We start from the raw sequence: 24,904 nt of genomic DNA, 5'->3' as shown, positions 1-24,904 counted from the left end.
TCTATTTTCCGTTATACTGCGTCAACAGAACCCTTAGATAGCTCTGCTATCTGCGGAACCTGTTTCCTTGTCTAACTAAAAGTATCAGTCGCATATTTGGACTTGTTATTTATTTTCAGATGCCTAAATACAAGAAGCTTATACAAAAGGAGAAGTAAAATGGAATTAGTAAAATTATCTGATAGAATTTTTTATTTGCCACCAGAAGAGGTAAATGATAGACCTGTTTTGGGGTATGTTAATGGTGATAGATATTCACTAGCCATTGATGGGGGTAATTCAGACAAGCATGTAGAGAAGTTTTATGAAGAACTAAAAAAAGCTAATTTAAGATTGCCGGATTATACTGTAATTACTCATTGGCATTGGGATCATACCTTTGGAATGCACGCAGTATTAGGAAAAACAATTGCAGGTAAACCAACAAATAATAAATTGAAGGAAGTTATGACTTGGAAGTGGTCTGATGAAGATATGCAAAACAGACTTAATACAGGTGAAGACATTGAAATGTGTGATAGATGTATTAAAGTTGAGTATCCAGATAGAGAGGAAATCAAGGTTACTACTGCTGATATAGAGCTTAATGGAAGTTTGAAAATTGATTTAGGTGGAGTCAGTTGTGTAATAACTGAATTTGTAGCTCCTCATTCTGAAGATTCAGTGCTAGTTTATGTACCAGAAGAAAAAACAGTATTTGTTGGGGATGCTGGTTGTGAAGATTTCTATTATAACAATGGTAAATATGATAAAGATAAGCTAGAAGCTTTTATAGAGTCTTTAAAAGAAATAGATTTTGATACTTACGTTTGGGGACATGATGTACCTGAAGCTAAAGAAAGTGTAATATCATATTTTGTTGAAGCATTAGAAGAACTTAAATAGATTAAAATTACTTAGATTTTGAGGTTATTGATATGTATGATGAAGAACAATATATAGAATATGTAAAGGAATATTTAACTACTCACAATGGAGCCGTACCTCCTCACCCATTAATGGCATTTAGATCTAAAATTCAGCACACTCTTCGTGTGCTAGGTTGGGCTAAAAGACTGACTGAGGGAAGGGAAGATGTAGACAAGAAGGTTTTATATACAGCAGCAATTTTTCATGATATAGGATATTCTGAAAAGAAGGAGTTCCATGCTGAACAAGGAGCAAAAATATTTTACGAATATGGCATGAAAATGAACATGAATTTATCTTTTATTGAACGGGTAAGAAACTTAATTTATCTTCATTCTTCAAAAGAATTATTAAAGGAAAAGAATATACCTATAGAACTTATACTTCTTATGGAAGCTGATTTATTAGATGAAGAAGGGGTATTAAGAATGGTTTGGTATACTTTAGATAAGGGTATTAACGGAGCAGATAGTTATGAGGATGTCTATAATCATATTGTCATGGGTAATAATAAGCGTTTAGTCAATCCAATGGTAACTGAAAAAGCAAGGTATTACTGGGATGAAAAACAAAAACTTGTTGAGTTATTTACCAAACAACTTGAGGATGATATAAATGTTAGAACATAGAACTTATGATTAATTGAAATGTTAACAACTATGATTTAATAAATAATTAGTTATTAACATTAAGAAGTATTCTAAGCAGAAATTTAAAGCATTAATGATAAATTGGGGGAAAGGTTAATGATAAAAACAGTATGTAGAGTTGAGGAAGTAATAGATTTTGTATGGGAATTAAGTCAGAATAATTTGTATGCAAGTTATCCAAGAATACAGTCAAGGGAAAAAACTAAGGAAACCGTGAAAAAAGCTATTAACGCAGATAATGATAATGTAGTAGCCTGTTATCATGAAAATGTTTTATGTGGAGTTTGTATTTATTTTTGGAAATGTGATGAAAAATATGCACAAACAACACTATTTTTAATAAAAGAGGACTATGACAAAACTGCAGAAGAATTGATTGTATATATAAGTGAACATTTGCCTGGATATGAATTATATATAGGTGTACCTTTTGATAATGAAAATGCTAATAAATATTTCAAGAAAAAGAATATTGAATGTATTGAATCTAGTATTGTTACTAAGTTACATGATTTTAAGCTGCAATATATAGAGCCAAGACATGAATTTATAGAAAAAATTACTGAAAATAATTTTAAAGAATATGCTATATTTCATGATAAACATGCTATTGCTTTGGGAATGTATTATAACAGTAAAAATCTAAAAAAGGATATTGAGCAATTTCGAGTATTTGCCTTTAAGAAGGATGGAGCAATTTATGCAAGTATTTTCGTCAAAGCAGCAAAGGATATGTCTGAAGTTGTTGGTTTATTTATTGATGGAGAATATAAAAATAAGGGTATAGAAAGTATCATAATTGATGAAATGCTGATGCAGCTATACAATGAATTTGGTACAATAAATGAAATTATATATTTTGTTGATGAAGACTGTACTGATGAATTAAATTCAGTTTTGACTGCAGGTTTTGAAATCGAAGATAAATATAGATGTTATAAGTGTAAACTTTAGTTAGTTAAGTTCATAAAAGTATATCAAGGATGCTTGATATACTTTTTATGCTTGAAGAGGAGAGTTAAATATGAAGTTACTGTTATCATCAAAGGCATTTGGCAATTCAGTTATAACCGGAAAAATATTAGAGGAACTAAAGATGGATGTGCAAAAGATAAGGGTTCTTTTTATACCTACAGCCTTAAGTGGAACTTACCCACCTGATAAATATGTGAATGAACTGCTTATTTCTGGCTTGAATAAAGACAATATTATTATTTTTGATGAAAAAAATCCTAAAGAATATTGCAATTTAAATATTGATATTATTTATGTGTGTGGTGGTAATACTTTTACATTAGTGAAATTGATAAAAGAATGTGGTTTTGCAGTAGAAATATTAGAATATTTAAGAAAAGATGTGGTATATATTGGAAGAAGTGCTGGAACACATCTTGCTACAAAAAATATAGAACATGTATTATCGTTTGATGAGAATGAAATAGGGTTAGAAAACTATGATGCTATAGGTTTGTTCGATGGTATTATATTTTGTCACTATAATGAATCCAGAGAAAAGTATTATTATGAAGCAATAAAAAATCCAAAGTTCAATGTCTATAAAATTACTGATGAAGAAATGATTGTTTATGATAATGGACATATTTCTATTTTGTAAGTATTGGGAGTTACTTTACAATAATGTTGAGAATATATTAATTTTAAATTAGAGTTAAAATAACTTGGATTTTTTGAAAATAGAATGAGAACAAAATACTTTTGGGTACAACTTTACAAGGAATTTACAGCATATATTATAGGATTTTTGGTTATAAAATAATAATGAGGTTTTTAGAGTCATTGTTTATACCAGAGAAACAATATATTTAAGTAAATGAGGATGGTGAAGGAATGAAGAAGGTATTTGATAAGAATTTGAAGTTTGTATCTATAGCTATAATGTCTATAGTAACTACTTCTTTAGTATTAACTTTTAAACAGAAGAGTATTGAAGCTAAAACAACCCTTGCAGCTGAAAATAATAGTATAATGCAAAGTGGCAATAATGACATTATCCCAAAGCCAAGAAGTTTTCAAAAGGGTAATGGAAAGTTTGTGCTTAAGAAGGATGCATCAATTTATGTGAAAGGAAATACTGATGAAGAAACAGAGGAAATTAGTAAGATTGCAGAATTTATAAAAGAAAAATTTAAGGGGTCAACAGGTTTTGAATTAAATATTATTAAATCAGATAATCCACCTGCTGGTAGCATTTATCTAACTACTGTAGGTTCAGATCAAAGCTTAGGTAATGAGGGCTATAAAATAGAGACTACTGGGGATATTGTTAAGGTTATTGCATATAAACCAGAGGGAATTTCAAGAGCACTTCAATCATTAAGGCAGTTACTACCAGCAGCTATAGAAAGCAAAAATGTAGTTACAAATGTTGAATGGAGTATTCCGGTTTCAACAATAAATGATAAGCCTGAATATGCTTATAGAGGACTCATGCTTGATGTTGCAAGACACTTTTTTACTGTTGATGAGGTTAAACGTCAGATAGACCATGCAGCTTTGTATAAAATAAATAGTGTTCATTTGCACCTTAGCGATGATCAAGGGTGGCGTTTAGAAATAAAGAAATGGCCTGATTTAACTACCATAGGTGGAAGTACAGAAGTAGGTGGTGGCCCTGGAGGATATTATACACAGGAACAATTTAAAGATTTGGTTAAATATGCAGCAGAACGATATGTAGAGATAATTCCTGAGTTTGATATGCCAGGACATAGCAATGCCGCTTTAGCTTCTTATGGATTTTTGAATCCTGATGGCAAGAAAAAGCCTCTATATACAGATATAAAAGTAGGTTTTAGTTCTTTTATGACTCATGATGAAAAGACCTATCAATTTATTGAGGATGTAATTAAAGAAGTTGCAGAGATATCTCCATCAAAATATATTCACATAGGAGGAGATGAGGCAGAAAATACAAAAAAAGAGGATTATGATTATTTTGTAGGCAGAGTATCTGAAATAGTTAAAAAGCATGGAAAAACTCCAATAGGTTGGGATCCTATTGATACATCTCCTAAAATAGATTTAACTACAGTACTACAAAATTGGAAGGATTCAAATCAAGCAGCAAGAGAAAAAGGTATGAACATTATTGTATCTATAGCAAAAAAGGCCTATTTGGACATGAAATATAATGAGAAAACACCTTATGGGTTGGATTGGGCTGGATATATTCCTGTGGAAACAGCATACAAGTGGGATCTTACAGATTATGCTCCCCAAAAGTTAGTTTTAGGAATAGAAGCACCACTATGGACAGAGACAATCTCTGATACAAAAGCTATGGATTATATGATATATCCAAGATTATTAGGATATGCTGAAATAGGATGGACTCCTAAAGAACAACGAGATTGGAATGAATATAGAGCACGATTAGAAAAGCAAGGGTTAAGATTTAAAACATTAGGAATAAATTACTATGATGACAGCAGTGTATGGCTAAGAAGATAGGGAGTAAAATATATGAACAGCTATTATAGATAGATTATAATAGCTGTTATCTTTTTATCAAGATACTGTAATTTGCATTATTATATGGTAAGATAAAAATATAAATAGTTACATAAGGCATCTTCAAAAAATAAATAAGTGCATATGCGACGGATATTTGGACTTGTTATTTATTTTCAGATGCATAAGCAATATTATTAGGAGAATTAAATATGAATTATAAAATAGATTTACATACCCATACTATGTTTTCAGACGGAGGATCTACTCCAGAAGAATTAATAAATACAGCTGTTAAGCAAAATGTTAAAGCTATAGCTCTTACAGATCATGATAATATAGAAGGAATAGAAGAGACTGCTATGCTAGCTAAGGCTAATAATATAGATTTTTTGCCTGGTATTGAAATAAGTGCTAGATATAAGGATGATAGAGTAGTACATATTCTAGGACTTGGAATTAATCATAATAATGAAGAGTTTTTATATGTATACAATAAGATGAAGCAAGCAAGACACCAGCGTGTAAATCTTATTTTATCAAGCATAAAGGAAAAAGGAATAAGTATTGATATAGAGGAATTAAGAGAAAAAGAATTAGGATCATATTTAGGAAGACATGATATATTTAGATATTTTATGAGAAAAAAATTATGCAAAACACCTCAAGAGGTTTGGGATAAATACTTGGATATAGTTCCTTATAGTGAAGATGAACTAATTGATGTGAAAGATGCCATTAGAATCATAAACAGTGCTGGAGGAGTATCTTTCTTAGCTCATTATAATAAACCAATAGGATTGGGTGGATTAAGTGCTGAAGGTATGGAAGAAGAGATAGAGTATCTTATTAGCCTAGGATTGGATGGAGTTGAAAGATATTATCCTTCATTCAGCGAATCTGATTACAAATTTCTAGATTATCTAATTGAGAAATATAATTTGATGATTTCTGGTGGAACAGACTATCATGGTAAAAATAGACCAGACATAGAGCTTGGAAGTGGAAAAGATAATAATTTGTTTATTCCATATGAGGTCTATACAAAAATTTTAGAAAAACGATAATAAGGATTGTAGATCAAAAGTTTATTATTAAATATTTTAAGTTAGGTGGTACCAATGAAGAAAAAAACATTGTTAGGCATATTATCAATATTAATTGTTGTAATATCTCTATTTATAGTAAAGCAATCTGTAGGATTGCATAAAGAAGTTAAAAATTTTAAAATCCCTACTAAGGAAACCAGACATTTAGGTGAAATGAGTACTTATAAATGGATTACAGTAAAAAAAATATCTAAAAAGCATAATGTAAGCACAGAAGAGATATTTAAGGCACTTGAAATTAAGCCTCATCCAGGTGATGAAAATATGGATATTAGAGACTTGGGGAGAAAATATAACAAATCTTTGGATGAAATGAAAAAGAATTTATCTAAGATTATTGGAACAGAAGGTAAAAGAAAATGACCCAAGTATTGATGGAATATTTTAAAGAGTATAATATTTGGTTTCTAGGTATATTACTTTTGGTGCAGAGTACAGGAATTCCAACAGGAGGAACTCTGCTAGTTATTGCTTCAGGTGCTTTTTCATATGCAGGCGAGTTTAATATATTTATTTTGTTCATTGAAGTTTGGATTTTGATATCTTTTGGAGATTGGGGATCTTATATGATATGGAAGTTTATTGGTCATAGAGTATTAAATAAATTTCCTAAGGTAAAAAGATATATGGAGCCTAAAATCTTAAAATCTCATAAGTATTTAGAACAACATGGTAGAGGTGCAGTTTTCTTGACTCGATTTTTGATTTCACCTATGGGACCATTTGTAAATGCTGCAGCTGGTATTGCGGATTATAAAATGTCTTACTTTATTTTATTTGCAATTTTAGGTGAGTTTTTATGGAGTTTCATATATTTAGGACTTGGGTATTGGTTTGGAGACTCATGGGAGAGTATTGTTCCTATAATAACGCAGGTGAGTGAAATATTAGCAGGTTTGATTATCTTGGGAATCATTATACATCTATTTATTAAAACACTTAAGAAAAAGTAAAAACACTTGGAAGTGTGATTTTCACTATAAATATTTAACTATTTATATATATTTAAGTTTATATATTTAAATAGTTTTTAGGGTTAATATCATAGAAACGGTATTTCACATGAAGAATGTGTAGTGGGATATTTAGAAAAAGGGTATAGTGGTAAAGTAAAGGTGAATATAAATAAGGTAAATAATGATGGTAAGTTAGATTTAGTAGTTAATTAAATACAAAAACAAAAAAGCAGCTTTTTAGCTGTTTTTTGTTTGAAAACTTTTTGTGCCAACAACAAAATAAATTATAATAATAAAAAACTGCCCACAAAAAGGAAAAAAGAAATAGAATGAGGGGGATAGAATGAATTAAAAGTATAAGCAGACAAGATTAAGCTTGTCTGCTTATATAGGAAATCTTTATTCCTGTAATTTTAACTTTATAAATTCTGTTCAAAAAGAACCTTTAAATTTCTAGGTATTGCAGAAAGGTAGTTTTTCATGTTTAATTCCATTATTTTTTCCTTTAGATCTTCACTAAATTCATCAAAAGGTACTGAATTTAATAAACTTAAAGTTTCTTCTTCTGTAAATTCTACTGTGTCTTTTGAATTGATAACATTATTTCTATTGTGTGGGCATACAATTTGGCATTTTACGCAACCATATATAGCATTATGAGCTGATTTATCTATCCATTCTGGAAAATCATCAGTGCCACATTCGTTGATACCTGTGAGACAGCGCTCATTATTTATTAAATATCTATCTTTTAAAATTGCTTTAGTCGGGCAATTTTGAAGACACAAAGTGCAAGTTTTACAAGTGTTCATTTCAGTAATCTCAAATAAGTCCTTTTTATCACAAGGGATATCTGAATAAAGAGTTACTAGTTGATAAAAGCTTCCTATCCCATCAACATAAGTTATATTGTTTCTGCCATATTTACTTAAACCACTTTTACAAGCTAAGATTTTACGGGGAAGTCTAGGGGCAAAGCTTATATGATATCCATGAGGAGTTAATAAATCACCTAAGTATTTTTCAACACGTTCATGAGCAGAATCATAATCATAATAGGTAGGAGGAAGGTATGTAGAAACTTTTTTCCCGTTATTAATAAAAGTTAAGTTAAATAATTTACTAGGAGCAGCCACTATAATTATAGAATTAATTTTAAAGTCTGTTTCAGGTAGAGTGAAATCGTATATATTTTCTACTATAAAGTTTTGAAAACCATTCAGCCACCCAGTATCTTTAATATTTTTAACTTCAGTTATAATCTCAGGCAATTGTTCTACAGAAATGATTTCAGCTCTATCACTCATATTAAGTACTTTTTCTTTAATTAAGTTAATCATCTAAAACACCCATCCTTTTAAATTATAAATATATTTCTATATAAAGTGCATTTATTTACCACTATATATTTATAATACCATAAAATTACGGATGAAAGCATAATTTTGTATAAATATGTAAACAACTAACATACAATAGCATAAGCCAATGATATTCAAGGTATCATTGGCTTATGCTATATAGTTTATTACTTTCTTGAATTATAAATGTCATATAATTAATGGCATCTTTTCGCCTACTGATAAATGACTTATAGCAAGAATTATTATCATCTTTACGCAATCGCATAGCTTCATTAATAATTTTATGCCATCTTTCAGGAAGGGTTCTTAGAGCATATTCTCCAGCACCAATTTTGGAAACTATATCTTTTTCATTAATAGTATAATAAATACGGGAAACACTTAAAACTCCCCATTCAATTTCCTCCAAACTAAAAATAGAATTTAAGTATGGCCTTGATAGAAACTTTTTGTAGCTATTAACACGATTGAACCAATAACTATTGATGTTGTCTATCATATTTTTTAATAAGATGTACCAATCTATTGTAATGTTATAAGTAGATATTTCTTTGCCTTTAACTGTTATACCATAACTTTGTAATTGATATGCATCGATTGAATTTCTATCAAACTCAATGAAACCTTTGAATTCACCTTCAATAAAGCAAGCACAAGTTTTTTCGTTATTAATATTGGACATAAGATTATCTTGGGTTATATAGAATCCCATTAAATCTATTTTTGGGAACACCTTCTTTATATTTGTATGAATTTCTTTCAATCCATTTAAATCATCTTCATTAATTTTTCTTTTTAGAATAGCTACAAAATCAATATCACTTGCTCCATATTTAAATGCTCCCAATGAAACAGAGCCATAAATATGATAGGATTCAAGTAGGTTAGGAAATTTATCATCGAAAAGATTAAAATATTGTTTTAATACTTCATCAACTTCTTTTGGAATAGTATTCATAATATTTTCTCCTTTTATATTGGTTTAATTTTTTATCCGATAGCTAGCATCCGTAACACTCCAACTTCTTTAAGTTGGAGATAAAGGCTGCACGCTCCTGGATAAGTTCAACTAAGATTCAGATGGGAATCAAACCCCACCTGAATCAAGTTTCACTTGATATCATAATAATATTAAAAATATCTTTAAACAATAACTATATATAAATATCAAAGTTACTTGAATATAATAAAATATTAACTTGAATTATATTCAAGTTAATATTTTATTACATAGAACTGGATTTTCAATAAATTCACCATATTTACGATAAGTTTACATACAAAAAATGATTCAACTAATACAGTGTGAATTCCATAATTTTCTTGAAGGATAAAATAGAAAAATGTCGAATTAAACTGAAATATAATATGCACAAAGGAGGAAAGAAGATTATCTAAAAACAAAAATATTTTTTGAGCAACATAAATATAGGGGAAAGTGTGTTACTTGAATCAATAATGCAGAATTTCAAAAGAGTACAAGGGGGATTTTTATGTTTGGTTACAAAAAGAAAATTTTAACATTTTTTTTAGCAGTAATATTATTTGTTGGGATATTAAGCCCAAAGGTATATGCTTCTAATACAAACTACTTATATTACAAAGATAAATTAAGAACAGTTGCAGCAGCAAATTTATTAAAAAACAAAAAGTTATCTACATCATATGTTGTAGTTTTAGATAATGGTATTCAGTTTGATTATTATAGTAGGAACTTACATAAATATGTAGCAGATGCTAAATACTTAAAAAAGTGGGATCCAAACCTTAAAAGATGGGATCCATATTTTTTAAATCCATGGACAAGCTACTCAAATAGCATTAATCATGGTACTGAAGTAGAGTGGGTAGTTGATGAGATATCAGATGAGACACGAGTAAATAGTTCAAAACCTAATGTTATGAGTATTCAATATAAAATTAACGATGCATCTGGACATGGTGATGTAAATTCATTAGTATATGCAATCAATGATGTTGTAAACTATTATGTTAAACAAAAACATTTAAACATAGCAGCTATTAATTATAGTTCAGGTATATCTTGGCGTAAAGGAACACCTATATCAATAATAAATAATGATAAGAAAAGGATTCAAGCTGCTATTAATAATGCAGTGAAGAATGGAATAACTGTTATCTGTTCAGTAGGTAATGATAATAAGCCAATATATTCTTATCCTGCACTTTCAGATAATGTAATAGCTGTAGGAGCTACCAATAGTAAAAATGGAAGGTTTTTAAAAAAGGTTAATAATGAAATATTGGGTTCTTGTTATGGAAAGCAAGTTGATATTGTAGCACCAGGACAAGATGTGCAAGTAAATGATACTAGAGAGGGAAGTGGAACATCATACTCTGCTCCTATGGTAGCTGCAACAGTTGGCATACTTAAGTCAATTAACCCTAAATTAAAACCAGCTCAAATTGAGAATATATTAAAATCAACAGCTACAGACCTTGGTGCAAAAGGAAAAGATAATTATTTTGGATATGGACTTCTTAACGTAGAAAAAGCAGTAAAATATGCTTTGACACATAAATAACAGTTTGTATTATTTTTTAAAGGAATTTAAAGCAGTGTAATGTAGATAATATTGAAATATTAGAATAGCAACGTTATTTTTAACAATAACGTTGCTATTTTATACTTAATAATAATATTAACCACACTTTTCAGTGATTTCTTTTATATTATTTTTGATAAACTCATAGGTATTATCTAAGAATCCCTCTATACTTTCTTTAGTGTTATATAAATACTTAATCTTATCAATGATAGTAATATCAGCAACAGTTTCATGATAGAATTGCTCATAAGCTCTATGTTTGTATGGAATCAAATCTGTTATAGTTGATTCATTTAATGTTGGATCTACTATAATTTCTTCTAAAAACCATAGTGGGTTTGGATAGTTATGATCAGCATCTTTAGAGTCTGTATGCATTGATTTCCATTTCTCGTAAACCATAAAGTGATCAATTTCATGTACAGCGCCTTTAAGAATTCTTTCATCAATTGTATTATAGTTAATCCAAAATTCTTTATTTACAATATCTCTTGGAAACACAGGATAGCATCCTAAATAGCATATTATCTCACTTTGGGAATCATCCCATTGAAGATTGAAAATATCAAGAAGGCTTGATAAAAGGGGAATACTTAGCTTGTCAAAAACTTTTTGTAGATATTTAACTCTGTCATCAATTTCTTTAGTATTAGCAAGAAGCCTTTCTTTTACTATATTCTCAACCTCGCTATATATCTGTTCTTTTGTCATACTATCGGTTATTCTACCCTTTAATTCAGGGAGTAGACCATAAACTCTGTCCTTAAAAGGTAAACTAGTGTTGTTTTCATTATCTGGTGCAAGAAGTTCGGTAATAAAATTAACATTATGAGATATATCAGATTTTTTTACGATTATTTTAGGGATAAACATAATTTTCACCTACCTTAAAAAAGTAAATAGTTTAGTATTATATTGGTTAAATTCATCTTCTATAACGATAAAAAACTTGACTTTTATCAAGTACTATTGAAAATAGTACTGAAATTGCATTAATAGCAGCTAATAGGATTCCAGAAGTAGTAAGCACATAATTATTTGTATACTTTATAAAAATAAATGCTATTGTAAATAAAATTATTTCTGGCAAGTAAGATATTATTAATCTTGAAATTCTATTTTTGCATAGAAATGATTCATTAAATTTTATAGATGAACCATAAGGAATTGTTTTTAGTTTGAATTCAAAAGTAGATAAAGGAAGTTCAATCAATGAAGGTCCCATAAAAATTGAGAATTCCTCTATAGCAAAATTGAAAAGTTTAGCTAAAAATAATCTAAAAATGTCTACGACAAGGCCTAGTGCTACAACCGTAAGATATATTAATAAATAGTTCATATTTCATTCCTCCAATTACAAATATTTAGACACGTAAATGCTTTTAAGTTTACTTTAAATATTGTTCTGGATTTAATGACATTTCTGTTATATCTGAAAAGAACAAGGAACAGTGATATCCATCAGCAACTGCATGATGAACCTGAATAGTTAATGGCATAATAATTTTATCGCCATCTTGAAAAAACTTTCCCCATGTTACCATTGGAAATAGAAAAGGGCTGCTTCCTTCATTGTTCACATTAAATGATGTGTAGTTAAACCAAGGCAAACATGAAACAATAAAAAAGTTATTTTCAAACTTTGTAGTAAAATTAGTATCCTTCTTATAACTATTTAGAGCATTGTCCATATCTTTATAAAAACTCAAAAATGCAGGATTAAACGAGGTATATATATCACTCATAACTTTAGTTTTATCATTCAACACAGAATAGCTTGGACCAATTTCATCAAAGAAACCTAATCTACCTTCTTCATCAAATGCCATCTTAAATTCCTGATAATTATTTATAGCCTTTGAAACAACCCATGTAAAAGTTGGGTAAAATCTCAATTTGTTAGTTTTTATATGATTATAAAGATTTGTAATATCAATGTTGACAGTTACGCTGTATGTACATTTTGCATTATTAAAGAAATGATTAAAGCATTCCTTTCTATCCCAAGTATTCATATTAATTATATTAAATCCCATAATTTTAATTCTCCAATCTCAATAAATTCAGTATTTTTTCAGATAATTTATATTTTGTTTCAATTTGATACGCAATATTTCGCACAATGGTGTGTCTATATTATACCATAAATGTATATGTAAATATGATTATACACAAGTAAACTTTTAAACCAAAACTTAGTTATAATATAAAAGTTATTGTGTTATTTACAGCGTTAACATTATGTTTTAGATCGATGTTTAAAACATATATAAAATAAAAAAAGAGATGGTTGTGGTATGCATATTGAATGTTATATTTTTCAAACTATGTTATAATGAGTGATATTAAAATTATAATCTAATGAATAGTAGTGTTAAATTAATAAAGGAGATTGGCATATTGAAAAATAATGGAACCATATTAATAGAGACAGATAGATTGAATTTACGAAGATTTGTTAAAGAAGATATAGAGCAAAGCTTTACTAATTGGGCATCTGATACTAATTCTTCAAAATACCTTGCTTATTATCCACATAAAAAGAAAAGTGATACAGAAAATATGATAACCCATTGGATACAATTATATGAAGATAAATGCACTTATATATGGGCTATAGAAGTCAAAAATACTGGAGATATAATTGGTATCATAACTGTAGATGCTTCGTTTGCGTCTGTGGAAATGTGTGAAATTGCTTATATGCTTGGCTCTTAATGGTGGAATAAAGGTTATGCTTCAGAAGCATTGAAAAAAGTATTAGATTATTTATTCTGTCATGAGGATTTTTATTTGGTTGAGGCTAAATATAACATTACTAATAAGGCATCAGCAAAACTATTACAAAAATTGGGGATGAAACACGATGGAATTTTAAGGAATAGAAGAATAGATAAAGAGTCTGGAGCAAGAAATGATTTGGTTATTTGTTCGATATTAAAAAGTGAATATGTAAATATATAAAATTCTATAATTCAAATAATTAATAGTCTAAATTTAGTTTGGTGAAAAATTGAAAATGGCATATGTAGCATTTGTATATAACAACCCTATATCATAAAAGGTGTAATTGGTTTATGTATATAGTAAGACAAGTTAAAGCACAAGTGGACGGGTAGAAGTCTTTGTAGATATGTATACTTTAATGGAGGTAAGAATTTTGGAAATATTTAATTTGGTGAATAATGCAATTGAATATATAGAGATTAATTTAAGTGAAGAACTGAGTATAGATGAAATAGCTAAGGTTGCTTTTACATCCCGTTACCACTTTCAACGAATGTTTCATGCATTAACAGGTTTTACGGTGACAGAGTATATCAGAAATCGCAGATTAACTATGGCGGCAGAGGAACTGATTTCGAAGGATTGCAAAGTAATAGATGTTGCTTATAAATATGGATATGAAAGTTCAGACGCTTTTACTAAGGCATTTCAAAGATTGCATGGTACAACTCCTTCAGCACTTCGAAAAGGTGAAGTGAAAATTAAGTCATTTCCAAAACTCTCATTTCAAATATCCGTTAAAGGGGGATCTGAGATGATCTATAGAATCGTAGAAAGAGGACAATTTAAGGTTTTTGGAGTTGATTTTTTGACAAATACAGTCAACGATGCCTGTTATAAAGAGATACCAGAATTTTGTGATGGGATCTGGGAAGATGGTACTCATTATAGAATTAATGAATTTTTAGGGTATCCTAAAATGCATATGTTAGATGGAATTCACTATGATTTTCATGAGGATGGAAGTAGGAGATTCTTGATGGGCTGGGAGGTTCCTGATAACAAGAGTATACCTAAAGAATATACAATGCTAGATATAGAAGAACACACTTGGGTTGTATTTGAAGATAAAGGCAAACTACCTGATAAACTTTTGGTAGAAGATGTATGGAGACGTATATATTCTGAGTGGTTTCCATCATCAGCATTTGAACAAGTGGAAGGACCTTGTTTGGAAAAGCATTACTGGAATGATAATAAATATGAATCCTATACTTGCGAAGTGTGGATTCCTGTAAAAAGAAAATAGAATAGGGGAAGTATATGCAAGTTAAAATAATTAATCCTAATGAGGATCAATATGGGAATAGTAAAGAAAATATATTTATAGCTTTTGATGATAAAGAAAATTATCTAGGCAGTGCTTATGCATATCCAAATGTAAATTATCATCAAACACAGGATACACCATATCTCATTTTTATAGACGTAAACATTTTAGAAAATATGGACAACTCCTTAGGTGATGAAGTGAAAAAAAAGTTATTTGATAATGTATTTTCAAGAGCCAAAGAACTTCGTTTAGAAAAACCAGAATTAAAAGCTAGAATATATGCCGGATTTGAGAATAATTCTGTTAAGAATGAATTCTATATAAAAAATGGCTTTGAAGAAGATTATACTATAATTATGGAGACAGAAATTCCAAAAGATTTTAGCTATACAGTTCCTGAAAATATAACAATAGAGGAAATGAATTTTAGTATCAATGAAGAGTTTGAAAAGTATAAATCTATGTACGATGAAATCTTTGTAAGTCCCTTAGATAAAGAACAATACGAAGAACAGCGAAAACATAATTACTTTAGAAATATTGCTTTTTATATTGATGGCAAACTGCAAGGTGGATGTACAGTTTTTGAAAAGGATGGCTTTGGGTATATAGAAACTGTATTTGTATTATCAGAACAACGAGGAAAAGGATTATCTAAAGAAATAATGAAGTATATTTTTAATTATTTTCTCTCAAATGGTCTTAATAAATCAAGACTTGAAGTATGGTTATTAAATAAAAGAGCAGTAAGACTTTACGAATCATTTGGATATATTGAAGTAGAAAAAAAACTGATGTTTCCTGGTATAACTCTTTAAGTAAAGCAAAACAGGTAGTGAAAATTGAATTTAAATTTTCACTACCTGTTTTACATATAATAGATTTTGTTTCTGACGGATCTATAAAAACTAGTATTTTATAATATAAGTAAATGCAATACTATCCGTAGTTAACATTAGTTGTATGAGTATAATTAAGATGTTATAATCGAGATAGTTAACTACTTAAATATAGTTTAACTGTAAATTTATGAATGGAGTGATGTAGATGAATATAGATACTAAAATTTTATCAATTAAAATGGAGGAAAAGGTATATTAGAATTTTATTCCTCCATAAAAATAGGGAGGAAACAAATGTGTTAGAAATGGAAACAGAAAGACTTATTATTAGAAGATTTAAAGCGGAGGATTGGCAGGATTTATTTGAATATCTTTCTCAAGAATCTGTAGTCAAATATGAACCATACTGTGTTTTTACTGAAGATGCATGCAAAAAAGAGACTATAAATCGTTCACAAAATCCAGCTTTTTGGGCTGTTTGCTTAAAAGAAAGCAATAAATTAATAGGCAATATTTATTTTCAACAACAAGAGCCTAGAGATTTTCTTACATGGGAAATCGGATATGTTTTTAATCCTAAATATTATGGTAATGGCTATGCCACAGAAGGTTGTAAGCAGATTTTAATATATGGCTTTGAACAGCAAGGTGCTCATAGGATTATAGGTAAGTGTAATCCACTAAATACTGCTTCATCAAATCTATTGGAGAGATTAAAAATGAGAAGAGAAGCACATTTTACAAAGCCAGCCTTTTTTAAAAGGGATTCTGACGGAAATCCTATTTGGCATGATGCTTATCTGTATGCTATGGTGGAAGAAGAATGGTTAGGTTTTACTAAATAATTTAGAATGAGGTAGCTAACTTTAAAAATAAAGTAAAGAAATACCTGGGCCCAGCGCATTCTGCTTTCAGCCAGCTAAGGATTATAATGTGTATACAAATGCAAGAGGAGTTAAAAACGAATTTTTATTATGAGATCAAACAGATTATTATCAATTTTAATAATAATTTCTCAAAAAGGTTTAGTGACAGGACACGAGCTGGCTGAGCATTTTGAGGTATCACTGAGAACAATATATCGTGATATAGAAAAAATAAGTGAAGCAGGAGTTCCTATAGCCGCTACAGGTGGTAAGGGTGGAGGCTATTACATTATGGGGGATTACAACCTAAATAATATATTCTTTAATAAGAAAGAAATTGAACCATTAATAGCAGTAATGGAGAATCTAAAGTTTCTATTTGGTAAGAATCCTAAATTTAATGATATAGTTATTAAGTTTCAATCATTACATGGTAGTGAGAACCAACAAGATGATAATCTCAACATAAACATGTCTCATTTTAGTATGGAACCAGAACTTAGAGAGTATTTATTTCTAATAAACAAAGCAATAGAAGAAAGTAAGTTATTAGAATTTCAATATATAAATAGACGATTGAATTATGAAAAAAGAATAATAGAACCAATTCAGATACAATTTGCTGGTGGTGATTGGTATATTATTGGTTTCTGTAAAATAAGAAATGATTATAGAAAATTCAAGCTTGTTAGAGTAAGAAATTTAAGCTTAGGGGATAGTTTTGAAAAGAGATTAATTTCAAAAGAGAAATTAGAAAAAATATTTAGTGATAGCTATGATAAAAATAGTATTTTAGTAACATTAAAGTTTTCAAATAAAATAGGGGCTCAATTAAGTGAATATTTTCTTAAGGATGCAATTACTGCTTTGGAGAATGGAGAATATCTAGTTAAAGATTTATATCCAGATGATGAAGGACTAAAAAAATTCATTTTAAGCTTTGGAGACTATTGTGAGGTAGTATCTCCAATGAAATTAAGAAAAGAAATGAGTGAATATATAAAAAATATATATTTGAAATACAATGACTGACACATAGTTGTCAGTCATTGTGCTTTATAATGAAAAAGTAAAATGATAAATGGGGGAATTAATAGAATGAATGTATGTGTACTTTATTATGATGGATTTTGTGAATTTGAGGTTGTGTTTGCATTTAACACATTTAAAAAAAATGCTATTTCAGTTGCATTAGAGGATCGTGTTTATATAAGTGAGGAGAATCAAAAATATCTACCAGATAAAACATTAGAAGAAATAAATCCAAATGATGTTGATCTCTTTATTATTCCAGGAGGTGATTCATCTATATTATATGAAAAGACAGAATTAAAAGATTTTATGTTAAAATTAAATGAAAAAAATAAAATTATTGCAGGTATTTGTGGGGGAACTGAGCTTATGGCTTATTATGGGTTACTAAATAATAAGAGAGCTAATGGAGATAGTGAAGGATTTGTAGTAAATGAAAGCAATAAGCATATTTTTGAGAAAATAAATATTGTAAATGAAGATGTTGTTATAGATGGTAATATTATCACGTCAATAGGAAAAGCATATGTAGAGTTTGCTATTGAATTAGGAAAAATCATGAATCTTTATAAAAATGAAGAAGAAATAAAAGAAGATTATAACTGGTTAAAAAACATAAAAGGTAGTAAATAGTCATAATTGCTAAAGGAGAACTAGGATAAGCATAGCAGAAGTTATATATGGAAATGTTGTAAAAAACATTATATAATAGGAAGTATATAAATAATAAATTAATTAGTGTTAGGGGGCAAAATAATGGAAGAAAATTTTAAATTAGCAGAACTTCCTTATGAAAGAATAACAATTGAATCTTTTCAAAAAGAAGCTGAAAAAATTATTGAAGGGTTCAAAGCTGCTAAAAGTGGGGAAGAGCAATTTTTAGTTCATAAAAAATACTATGGATTAATGGAAAAGATGAGAACTGCTATAGTTTTAACTGAAATGAGACATAGTGGGGATGTATCAGATAAATTTTACGAAGCTGAACAGGACTATTATGATGAGATATCTCCTAAAATTGAAAGTTTCGAAGTAAAATATAAGAAAATGCTTTTTGAATCTGAATATAGAGAGTATTTAGAAAGTAAAATTGGCAAAGTTCCTTTTAAAAATATTGAAATACAAATAAAATCATTTAATGATGTACTTATTCCACTTAAGCAGGAAGAAAATAATCTTACATCAAAATATAACAAGCTAGTAGCACAAACAAAAGTAGAATTTAGAGGGGAAACTCTTAACCTTTCTTTGCTAGGAAAATATGTAAGATCTAAAGATAGAGCAACAAGAATTGAAGCTTCAAGGGCTAGAAGTGAAAAGTTACTTACCATAGCAAATGAATTAGATGAGATTTACGATAAACTTGTGAAAAATCGTAATGAACAGGCTAAAGCAATGGGCTATGAGAATTATGTTGAATTAGGTTATTACAATATGAAACGTAATTCATATGACAAAAATGATGTAGCTAACTTTAGAAATCAAGTAAAGAAATATCTAGTTCCACTTGCATCTAAAATGCATGAAGAAAGAAGAAAACGTCTTGGCTTAGAAAAACTTGAATATGTTGACGAAGGAGTTTACTTCCTTGATGGAAATCCTGCTCCTACAGGAACTGCTGATGATATTTTTGTATCAGGACAAAAAATGTACAGTGAATTGTCACCTGAGACAAAAGAATTCTTTGACTTTATGTTAAAGCATGAATTATTTGATGTATTAGGAAGAGCAAATAAAATACCAGGTGGTTTTATGGATATGCTTTTACTTTATAAGGCACCAATTGTTTTTGCTAACTTCAATGGTACTAGTGGTGATATAGATGTTATAACCCATGAATGTGGTCATGCTTTTCAAGGCTTTATAACAAGAAATGATGAGATAATGGAGAATAATGATATAACTAGTGAAACAGCAGAAGTTCACTCAATGTCAATGGAATTTTTCGCAGAGAAGTGGATGGAGTTATTCTTTGGACATAGAGCAGATGACTATAGAAAAATGCACCTTGAAGATGCTATAGCCTTCATACCATATGGATCTATGGTTGATGAATTCCAAGAAATAATATATACAAAGCCAGAACTTACTCCTGCTGAAAGAAGAGAAGTTTGGAAGCAATTAGAGAAGGAATATAAACCACATCTTGATTTTAATGATGATAAATTCTATGGAGATGGACGTACTTGGCAATTACAACAACATATATATAACTGGCCATTCTACTACATTGATTATTGTCTTGCTCAAACTTGTGCACTTCAATTCAAAACAAGAATGGATGAAGATTACAAGGTTGCTTGGGATAAGTATCTTGCATTCTGTTTGCAGTCAGCTAAGGATTATTTCCCTAACATGCTTCATAATGTTGGACTTAAGAGTCCATTTGAAGATGGTTTTATGAAGGAAATTGTTGAGAAGATTAAATTATAATATTAATATTTATGAATGAAGGAAAGAGTATCTGAAAAGATACTCTTACATTTTAAGAATAAACTATTCGATTATATTTTTATGTGTCATGGAGGAGATTTATATGAAAATTAACTCAGATATTGTTTGCGATTATATAGATGGTAAATCTATAGACTATTATAAAGAACAATGGTTTTTTCAACAACAAGGGCACATGTTCGTGGAACCATCATATAAGCGTGAGCATATAAAATCAGTGCAACGGATTTTTGAGAAAATTAAAGAAATTATAGAGGATTTTGTACCATGTAATTCAAAAATATGGGATATGTTATTTCCAGATTGGGAGAAAATTATACATGAAGTTACAGTAAACCTTATTGTGGGCTTTCCAGAACCTAATGATGCTACGGTTTTAAAGGCACCTGATGGATATAATAATGTCATTTTAGATTTAGGTATATGGACAAAGTATGAAGGAACATGTGATATTTCAAGTTTAGTCCATAACTTGTTGACTCATGAGTTATGTCATATATGTATAGGAGCCACAATTAAAGGTATTGATGATGATACACAAAGCAATGATTATTTAACTAATCTTGACGCAAATACTTTTCATGAAGGGTTTGCACATCTAATATCTTTTGAGAATAAAGAAATTGATGAAATTGACTGGAACAACGAAAAGTGGAAGAAAGTAAAGGATAAAAATATGCAGATAATGAAATCAGCGCTAAGAGCTACAGATGCTATTGAACAAAAGAGGTTTCTATATGATGCTATATTTGGTAACTATGAAGAAAAATATGCTTGTATGTGCGGAATGTTCTATCTTGTGAATTGCTGGAAAACAAAAGGTGTATTAGGATTAGAAGAAGAATTTAAACTTGGATACCATGGCTTTTCAAAGAGAACTATAGAACAAAAAATACTATAAATCCATCAGTTTCTTATATTTCATTTTATAGTTTTGTAATGTATCATATAGTTTTTTATATAACAACTTTGATAATAGAAGGGGAATTTATTGTGCAAGTAAAAATTAATGGAAAAGAATATTTTTATACAAACAAAGTAAGGCTTGATACTTCTATAAGACATAGTTTTAATGAACTTGCGAAAAAGGTACATTGGATTGATTTTGAAGCTTGGTATCTGCTTGGTTACTGGCAAGATGATTACATTCCATATGTACTTATGGATGGAAATAAAGTTGTAGCAAATGTTTCTGTAAATACTATGTGGGTAAATTATATAAATCAAAAAAGATTGTTTGTTCAGTTAGGTACAGTAATGACTGATGAACATTACCGCAAACAAGGATTAAGTAGATGGCTTATAGAAAAGATATTAGAAGAATGGAAAGATAAGTGTGATGGGTTATATCTTTATGCCAATAATACAGTTTTAGACTTTTATCCTAAGTTTGGTTTTGTTAATGAGCAAGAGTATGAGGCTAAAGCAAAGATAAACTTTGTACAAGCAGAAATTAAAAAATTGAATATGGATTCTGAATCAGATAGAGAATTATTATATGGAAAGTACGCTTTGACAAATCAATTTTCAGAACTAACATTAACTAATAATACAGGCATACTAATGTTTTATTGTGGACAATTTATGAAGGACAATGTATATTATCTTCCTATATATGATGTAGCAGTTGTTGTAGAGTATGATGGTGAAAAAATGATATGCTACGACATTTTTGGAAGTACCCAAGCTACTTTACAAGAAATACTGTCAGCAATGGCTAAGCAAGAAACTAAGGTTTGTGAACTTGGCTTTGCACCAAAAGATAAAAATAATTTTCAGTTCGAAAAATTAAATGTAGGAGATAACACTTTATTTTGCTGGAGTAAGGATGAAAATATATTTTGCAATGAAACAACGTTGAGATTTCCTGAACTATCACATGCATAATATATTTAAATGAATTTAAAGTTGCGATTAAGCTAGAAGCTGGAGGATAACAATGAATATTTTGATTTTAGGGGCAAGTGGTTTTCTAGGTGGTAAATTATATATGGCACTAGATAAAGAAGTCAAGTTTAATATATTAGGGACTTGTTTTCAATCAGATTCTACAAACGAATTATTACGTATTGATGTAACTAATAGGGATGAAGTTAAATGTATGATGGCGGAATTTAATCCTGATGTAGTCATATGGAGTTTGATGAGCAAAACTAATGAAAAATATCTAATAGAAAATGGTATGAAAAATATATTAGAGTTTTTTCCAAGTGAAAAAAAGATGATTTTTATATCTTCTAATGCTGTTTTTCATGGAAGGAAAGGTAACTATACTGAAGATAATATACCAACATATAAGAATAGTACTAGTCCAATAGCCATATATTCAAATGCTAAAATATATGGCGAAAAGATGGTACAAAAGAGAGAAAATTATATGATTATTCGCCCAGGAGCTATTTATGGAAAAGATGCAAAAGGCAAATGGGATAAAAGAATATCTCAGCTAATTGATAAGTTAGATAATAAAGAAGAAATAATCAGAACAGATAATCTATTCAATACATTTGTAGAAGTAGATGAACTAGCCTGTGCAATAGTTAAATTAATTAACATGGATTATAAAGGAGTAGTACATTTAGGGCCCCAAAGAAAAGAAAGTTATTATAATTACTATAAAAGAATGGCTAAAAATCTTAGCTTAGATGATTCGCTAATTAAAAGTAATTCAATAAGTGCAGAATATGCTGAGGAAAATGGAATATCAATGGATCAATCAATAGATACAAGCAAATGTAGAACTTTATTTGGGGATATATTTAGTAACGTTTGAAAGTAAGGGGGGGGGGAATTTAAATGCAAGGATATAATGTAATAGCTGTTTATGATGATAAATGTGAAAAGTTATTGATGTGTAAGAGGAGTAAAAATCCATATAAAGGTTTATTGAATCTAGTTGGTGGAAAAATAGAACCTAATGAGCAGGGGATAGATGCTGCGTATAGAGAGCTTCAAGAGGAGACTAGTATTACTAGTGAAGATATTAATTTAACCCACTTAATTGATTTTACATACTATATTCATAATTGCTATGTAGAAGTTTATGTAGGAAGGCTAAACAAAGAGGTTAATGTTTATGGAGATGAAAATGAATTATTATGGGTTGATTTAAATCATAACTTCTTTGATATGACAAAGTATGCAGGTGAAGGAAACATAGGGCATATAATTGAACATATAAAAATGTCAAAAGACTTGCTTTTAAAATAGTAAAAAATAAGGTTGAAGATTGATAATACATTTCTTCAGCTTTTTTATTATGATCACATATTTGATTAAGAAAATTGAGTTAGATGGAAATCTATAAGCACAATTTGCTAAATATGTTATAATTGTAAATATTGAATTTTATTATAAAGCTTCGGCATTATAATAAAAATAATGAATTGAAAGGATGATGCTATATGAAAAATACAGTAATAGTTTTAGTGTGCAGTAAAAGGAGGGTGACAATACTTTAACCCTCTTAAATATGGAGGATAGTTTATGAATTATAATTGGATTAACCCAGAAGAAATTTCATTTAATTGTTTTTTATTAATGGATAGATGGCTTATTAGAATGATTTTAAACAACTATTTAGGAGAGCAAGATTTTGATGATAAACTTAGTATAACTCTAGCATATAATCCTGCAGTTGCATGGTACTTTGCTCATAAAAGCCCAGAAAGTAAGGCATCTATTGATAAATTGATTGCAATGGCACCAAAAAATCTTTCACCAAATGATGTTCGAAAAGCAGAGATTTTTGTAATTAGTAAATTGGAAACATCGGTTGTATATGCTTATCCGAACATTATGGATAAAAATTGTGATTATATTTATAATTGGAATAAAAATTCTTTGTTCGAACTTGCAGATTTTACAGATAAGTTAGTTCTTGATGTAGGAAGTGGTACAGGTCGTCTTGCATTTGCAGCTGCAGAAAAGGCCAAACGTGTTTATGCTAGTGAACCTACGGATATGCTGAGAGAATATATGCGTGACAAAATTAAACGTGAAAATATTAAAAATATTATAGTTGTAGATGGTACTATAGAACAAATTCCCTACGAGGATAATACCTTTGATATTGTAATGTCAGGACATGTAGTAGGGGATGATTATGAACATGAAATTGCAGAATTGACAAGAGTTGTTAAGAATGGTGGTTATATTATCGATTGCATTGGAGAAGATAACAGGAAAAGAAAGGTTGATGAAGAGTTATTGAAGCGAGGTTTCGAATCTTTTTATCATGTTAGTAAGTCTGGTGGAGATATTTATAGATATCGTAAAAAGATTATTAAATAGACATCATTGTTTGTTTATAGAGGTTGTGTATTATCATTGTAGCTAAAGTAAATGGCATTTTAGCAAATGAATAACTTAAAATGAAGTATGTAAAATGGCTTACATTAAATGGTGTAAGCCATTTTTTATATTAAATTCAAACTATAAATATTTATTAGAAAAATGCTAGTTTCAATAAAGTTAGAGCTGAAAATGCAGACAAACTAAAACACAAGTATATCTAATGCTATAATTAAATTATAGATTATATGGTATAATTTATGAATAGATAAGGTTTATAAATTTAATTAGAAAATTTGAAATAAATCATTTGTAAAGGAAGCAGACA

25 protein-coding genes and 1 pseudogene are annotated in these 24,904 nt (G+C 29.2%); 21 read left to right on the top strand and 5 right to left on the bottom strand.

Annotated elements, in window-relative coordinates; translation table 11 throughout:
* Nucleotides 1-159: 159 nt before the first annotated feature.
* From OCU47_RS09005 to OCU47_RS08970, 8 genes are all read left to right on the top strand, one after another.
* Complete coding sequence (locus OCU47_RS09005; protein ID WP_261828266.1) at nt 160-885, top strand: MBL fold metallo-hydrolase; 726 nt, start codon at nt 160-162, stop codon at nt 883-885.
* Nucleotides 886-917: 32 nt separating this feature from the next.
* A complete protein-coding gene (locus tag OCU47_RS09000; RefSeq protein ID WP_261828265.1) occupies nt 918-1,538 on the top strand; it encodes an HD domain-containing protein in 621 nt (206 codons plus the stop codon).
* 117 nt (nt 1,539-1,655) lie between these two features.
* On the top strand, nt 1,656-2,513 hold the full coding sequence (locus tag OCU47_RS08995) for a hypothetical protein (protein ID WP_261828264.1): 858 nt from the start codon (nt 1,656-1,658) through the stop codon (nt 2,511-2,513).
* A gap of 70 nt (nt 2,514-2,583) precedes the next feature.
* Nucleotides 2,584-3,174, top strand: a complete 591-nt coding sequence (locus OCU47_RS08990; RefSeq protein ID WP_261828263.1) for a peptidase E — start codon at nt 2,584-2,586, stop codon at nt 3,172-3,174.
* Nucleotides 3,175-3,455: 281 nt separating this feature from the next.
* Nucleotides 3,456-5,030 (top strand): family 20 glycosylhydrolase, encoded by a 1,575-nt coding sequence (locus OCU47_RS08985; protein WP_376778054.1) that lies wholly within the window; start codon nt 3,456-3,458, stop codon nt 5,028-5,030.
* 212 nt (nt 5,031-5,242) lie between these two features.
* Nucleotides 5,243-6,097 carry a PHP domain-containing protein gene (locus OCU47_RS08980; protein WP_261828261.1) on the top strand — a complete coding sequence of 285 codons (855 nt, stop codon included), beginning with the start codon at nt 5,243-5,245 and terminating at the stop codon, nt 6,095-6,097.
* A gap of 54 nt (nt 6,098-6,151) precedes the next feature.
* Complete coding sequence (locus OCU47_RS08975) at nt 6,152-6,502, top strand: hypothetical protein (RefSeq protein ID WP_261828260.1); 351 nt, start codon at nt 6,152-6,154, stop codon at nt 6,500-6,502.
* Nucleotides 6,499-7,092 (top strand): DedA family protein, encoded by a 594-nt coding sequence (locus tag OCU47_RS08970; RefSeq protein WP_261828259.1) that lies wholly within the window; start codon nt 6,499-6,501, stop codon nt 7,090-7,092. Before OCU47_RS08975 ends, OCU47_RS08970 begins: the two co-directional genes overlap by 4 nt.
* A gap of 422 nt (nt 7,093-7,514) precedes the next feature.
* Here the strand turns inward: OCU47_RS08970 and OCU47_RS08965 are convergent, their stop codons facing one another.
* A complete protein-coding gene (locus OCU47_RS08965; RefSeq protein ID WP_261828258.1) occupies nt 7,515-8,435 on the bottom strand; it encodes a 4Fe-4S double cluster binding domain-containing protein in 921 nt (306 codons plus the stop codon).
* Between the two features lie 163 nt (nt 8,436-8,598).
* Nucleotides 8,599-9,417 (bottom strand): DUF4111 domain-containing protein, encoded by an 819-nt coding sequence (locus OCU47_RS08960; RefSeq protein ID WP_261828257.1) that lies wholly within the window; start codon nt 9,415-9,417, stop codon nt 8,599-8,601.
* Nucleotides 9,418-9,952: 535 nt separating this feature from the next.
* On the opposite strand from OCU47_RS08960, the gene OCU47_RS08955 reads away from it, so the two are divergent.
* Nucleotides 9,953-11,005: a S8 family peptidase gene (locus tag OCU47_RS08955; protein WP_261828256.1), complete on the top strand. Its 1,053-nt coding sequence runs from the start codon at nt 9,953-9,955 to the stop codon at nt 11,003-11,005.
* A gap of 117 nt (nt 11,006-11,122) precedes the next feature.
* Here OCU47_RS08955 and OCU47_RS08950 read toward each other — a convergent pair whose 3' ends face one another.
* From OCU47_RS08950 to OCU47_RS08940, 3 genes are read right to left on the bottom strand one after another with little or no spacing between them, the layout of a single operon-like run.
* Complete coding sequence (locus tag OCU47_RS08950) at nt 11,123-11,902, bottom strand: hypothetical protein (RefSeq protein WP_261828255.1); 780 nt, start codon at nt 11,900-11,902, stop codon at nt 11,123-11,125.
* 52 nt (nt 11,903-11,954) lie between these two features.
* Nucleotides 11,955-12,368 (bottom strand): hypothetical protein, encoded by a 414-nt coding sequence (locus OCU47_RS08945; protein ID WP_261828254.1) that lies wholly within the window; start codon nt 12,366-12,368, stop codon nt 11,955-11,957.
* Between the two features lie 49 nt (nt 12,369-12,417).
* Complete coding sequence (locus OCU47_RS08940) at nt 12,418-13,065, bottom strand: CatA-like O-acetyltransferase (RefSeq protein ID WP_261828253.1); 648 nt, start codon at nt 13,063-13,065, stop codon at nt 12,418-12,420.
* A 325-nt stretch (nt 13,066-13,390) separates the two neighbouring features.
* On the opposite strand from OCU47_RS08940, the pseudogene OCU47_RS08935 reads away from it, so the two are divergent.
* From OCU47_RS08935 to OCU47_RS08880, 12 genes and pseudogenes are all read left to right on the top strand, one after another.
* A pseudogene (locus OCU47_RS08935) lies at nt 13,391-13,993 on the top strand (GNAT family N-acetyltransferase).
* A 196-nt stretch (nt 13,994-14,189) separates the two neighbouring features.
* Nucleotides 14,190-15,065, top strand: coding sequence for an AraC family transcriptional regulator (locus OCU47_RS08930; protein ID WP_261828252.1), 876 nt, complete (start codon nt 14,190-14,192; stop codon nt 15,063-15,065).
* Between the two features lie 14 nt (nt 15,066-15,079).
* The gene (locus tag OCU47_RS08925; RefSeq protein WP_261828251.1) at nt 15,080-15,907 is read left to right on the top strand and encodes a GNAT family N-acetyltransferase; all 828 of its coding nucleotides are present in this window, start codon (nt 15,080-15,082) and stop codon (nt 15,905-15,907) included.
* A 329-nt stretch (nt 15,908-16,236) separates the two neighbouring features.
* On the top strand, nt 16,237-16,776 hold the full coding sequence (locus tag OCU47_RS08920; RefSeq protein WP_309297467.1) for a GNAT family N-acetyltransferase: 540 nt from the start codon (nt 16,237-16,239) through the stop codon (nt 16,774-16,776).
* A 129-nt stretch (nt 16,777-16,905) separates the two neighbouring features.
* On the top strand, nt 16,906-17,829 hold the full coding sequence (locus OCU47_RS08915) for a helix-turn-helix transcriptional regulator (protein WP_261828249.1): 924 nt from the start codon (nt 16,906-16,908) through the stop codon (nt 17,827-17,829).
* Between the two features lie 66 nt (nt 17,830-17,895).
* On the top strand, nt 17,896-18,462 hold the full coding sequence (locus OCU47_RS08910) for a DJ-1/PfpI family protein (protein ID WP_261828248.1): 567 nt from the start codon (nt 17,896-17,898) through the stop codon (nt 18,460-18,462).
* Between the two features lie 123 nt (nt 18,463-18,585).
* Nucleotides 18,586-20,262, top strand: coding sequence for a M3 family oligoendopeptidase (locus tag OCU47_RS08905; RefSeq protein ID WP_261828247.1), 1,677 nt, complete (start codon nt 18,586-18,588; stop codon nt 20,260-20,262).
* A gap of 103 nt (nt 20,263-20,365) precedes the next feature.
* Entirely contained in the window at nt 20,366-21,184 is an 819-nt protein-coding gene (locus tag OCU47_RS08900) for a DUF5700 domain-containing putative Zn-dependent protease (protein ID WP_261828246.1), read from the top strand.
* 92 nt (nt 21,185-21,276) lie between these two features.
* The gene (locus tag OCU47_RS08895; protein ID WP_261828245.1) at nt 21,277-22,170 is read left to right on the top strand and encodes a GNAT family N-acetyltransferase; all 894 of its coding nucleotides are present in this window, start codon (nt 21,277-21,279) and stop codon (nt 22,168-22,170) included.
* 52 nt (nt 22,171-22,222) lie between these two features.
* Nucleotides 22,223-23,056, top strand: a complete 834-nt coding sequence (locus tag OCU47_RS08890; RefSeq protein ID WP_261828244.1) for a sugar nucleotide-binding protein — start codon at nt 22,223-22,225, stop codon at nt 23,054-23,056.
* 23 nt (nt 23,057-23,079) lie between these two features.
* Nucleotides 23,080-23,493 carry an NUDIX hydrolase gene (locus OCU47_RS08885; RefSeq protein ID WP_261828243.1) on the top strand — a complete coding sequence of 138 codons (414 nt, stop codon included), beginning with the start codon at nt 23,080-23,082 and terminating at the stop codon, nt 23,491-23,493.
* 276 nt (nt 23,494-23,769) lie between these two features.
* A complete protein-coding gene (locus tag OCU47_RS08880) occupies nt 23,770-24,576 on the top strand; it encodes a class I SAM-dependent methyltransferase (RefSeq protein WP_261828242.1) in 807 nt (268 codons plus the stop codon).
* Nucleotides 24,577-24,904 lie beyond the last annotated feature (328 nt).

Origin of the sequence: Clostridium sp. TW13, assembly GCF_024345225.1 — a bacterium.
GTDB classification, from domain to species: domain Bacteria; phylum Bacillota; class Clostridia; order Clostridiales; family Clostridiaceae; genus Inconstantimicrobium; species Inconstantimicrobium mannanitabidum.
This window is presented reverse-complemented; position numbering and strand designations above follow the sequence as displayed.

Bases quoted from the DNA above. Each gene is read 5' to 3' on its own strand.
- OCU47_RS08985 (WP_376778054.1), top strand. From the start codon at position 3,456: ATGTCTATAGTAACTACTTCTTTAGTATTAACTTTTAAACAGAAGAGT.
- OCU47_RS08970 (WP_261828259.1), top strand. From the start codon at position 6,499: ATGACCCAAGTATTGATGGAATATTTTAAAGAGTATAATATTTGGTTT.
- OCU47_RS09000 (WP_261828265.1), top strand. From the start codon at position 918: ATGTATGATGAAGAACAATATATAGAATATGTAAAGGAATATTTAACT.
- OCU47_RS08965 (WP_261828258.1), bottom strand. From the start codon at position 8,435: ATGATTAACTTAATTAAAGAAAAAGTACTTAATATGAGTGATAGAGCT.
- OCU47_RS08905 (WP_261828247.1), top strand. From the start codon at position 18,586: ATGGAAGAAAATTTTAAATTAGCAGAACTTCCTTATGAAAGAATAACA.
- OCU47_RS08980 (WP_261828261.1), top strand. From the start codon at position 5,243: ATGAATTATAAAATAGATTTACATACCCATACTATGTTTTCAGACGGA.
- OCU47_RS08920 (WP_309297467.1), top strand. From the start codon at position 16,237: ATGGAAACAGAAAGACTTATTATTAGAAGATTTAAAGCGGAGGATTGG.
- OCU47_RS08910 (WP_261828248.1), top strand. From the start codon at position 17,896: ATGAATGTATGTGTACTTTATTATGATGGATTTTGTGAATTTGAGGTT.
- OCU47_RS08955 (WP_261828256.1), top strand. From the start codon at position 9,953: ATGTTTGGTTACAAAAAGAAAATTTTAACATTTTTTTTAGCAGTAATA.
- OCU47_RS08995 (WP_261828264.1), top strand. From the start codon at position 1,656: ATGATAAAAACAGTATGTAGAGTTGAGGAAGTAATAGATTTTGTATGG.
- OCU47_RS08945 (WP_261828254.1), bottom strand. From the start codon at position 12,368: ATGAACTATTTATTAATATATCTTACGGTTGTAGCACTAGGCCTTGTC.
- OCU47_RS08880 (WP_261828242.1), top strand. From the start codon at position 23,770: ATGAATTATAATTGGATTAACCCAGAAGAAATTTCATTTAATTGTTTT.
- OCU47_RS08950 (WP_261828255.1), bottom strand. From the start codon at position 11,902: ATGTTTATCCCTAAAATAATCGTAAAAAAATCTGATATATCTCATAAT.
- OCU47_RS08900 (WP_261828246.1), top strand. From the start codon at position 20,366: ATGAAAATTAACTCAGATATTGTTTGCGATTATATAGATGGTAAATCT.
- OCU47_RS08885 (WP_261828243.1), top strand. From the start codon at position 23,080: ATGCAAGGATATAATGTAATAGCTGTTTATGATGATAAATGTGAAAAG.
- OCU47_RS08915 (WP_261828249.1), top strand. From the start codon at position 16,906: ATGAGATCAAACAGATTATTATCAATTTTAATAATAATTTCTCAAAAA.
- OCU47_RS08990 (WP_261828263.1), top strand. From the start codon at position 2,584: ATGAAGTTACTGTTATCATCAAAGGCATTTGGCAATTCAGTTATAACC.
- OCU47_RS08960 (WP_261828257.1), bottom strand. From the start codon at position 9,417: ATGAATACTATTCCAAAAGAAGTTGATGAAGTATTAAAACAATATTTT.
- OCU47_RS08890 (WP_261828244.1), top strand. From the start codon at position 22,223: ATGAATATTTTGATTTTAGGGGCAAGTGGTTTTCTAGGTGGTAAATTA.
- OCU47_RS08925 (WP_261828251.1), top strand. From the start codon at position 15,080: ATGCAAGTTAAAATAATTAATCCTAATGAGGATCAATATGGGAATAGT.
- OCU47_RS09005 (WP_261828266.1), top strand. From the start codon at position 160: ATGGAATTAGTAAAATTATCTGATAGAATTTTTTATTTGCCACCAGAA.
- OCU47_RS08940 (WP_261828253.1), bottom strand. From the start codon at position 13,065: ATGGGATTTAATATAATTAATATGAATACTTGGGATAGAAAGGAATGC.
- OCU47_RS08975 (WP_261828260.1), top strand. From the start codon at position 6,152: ATGAAGAAAAAAACATTGTTAGGCATATTATCAATATTAATTGTTGTA.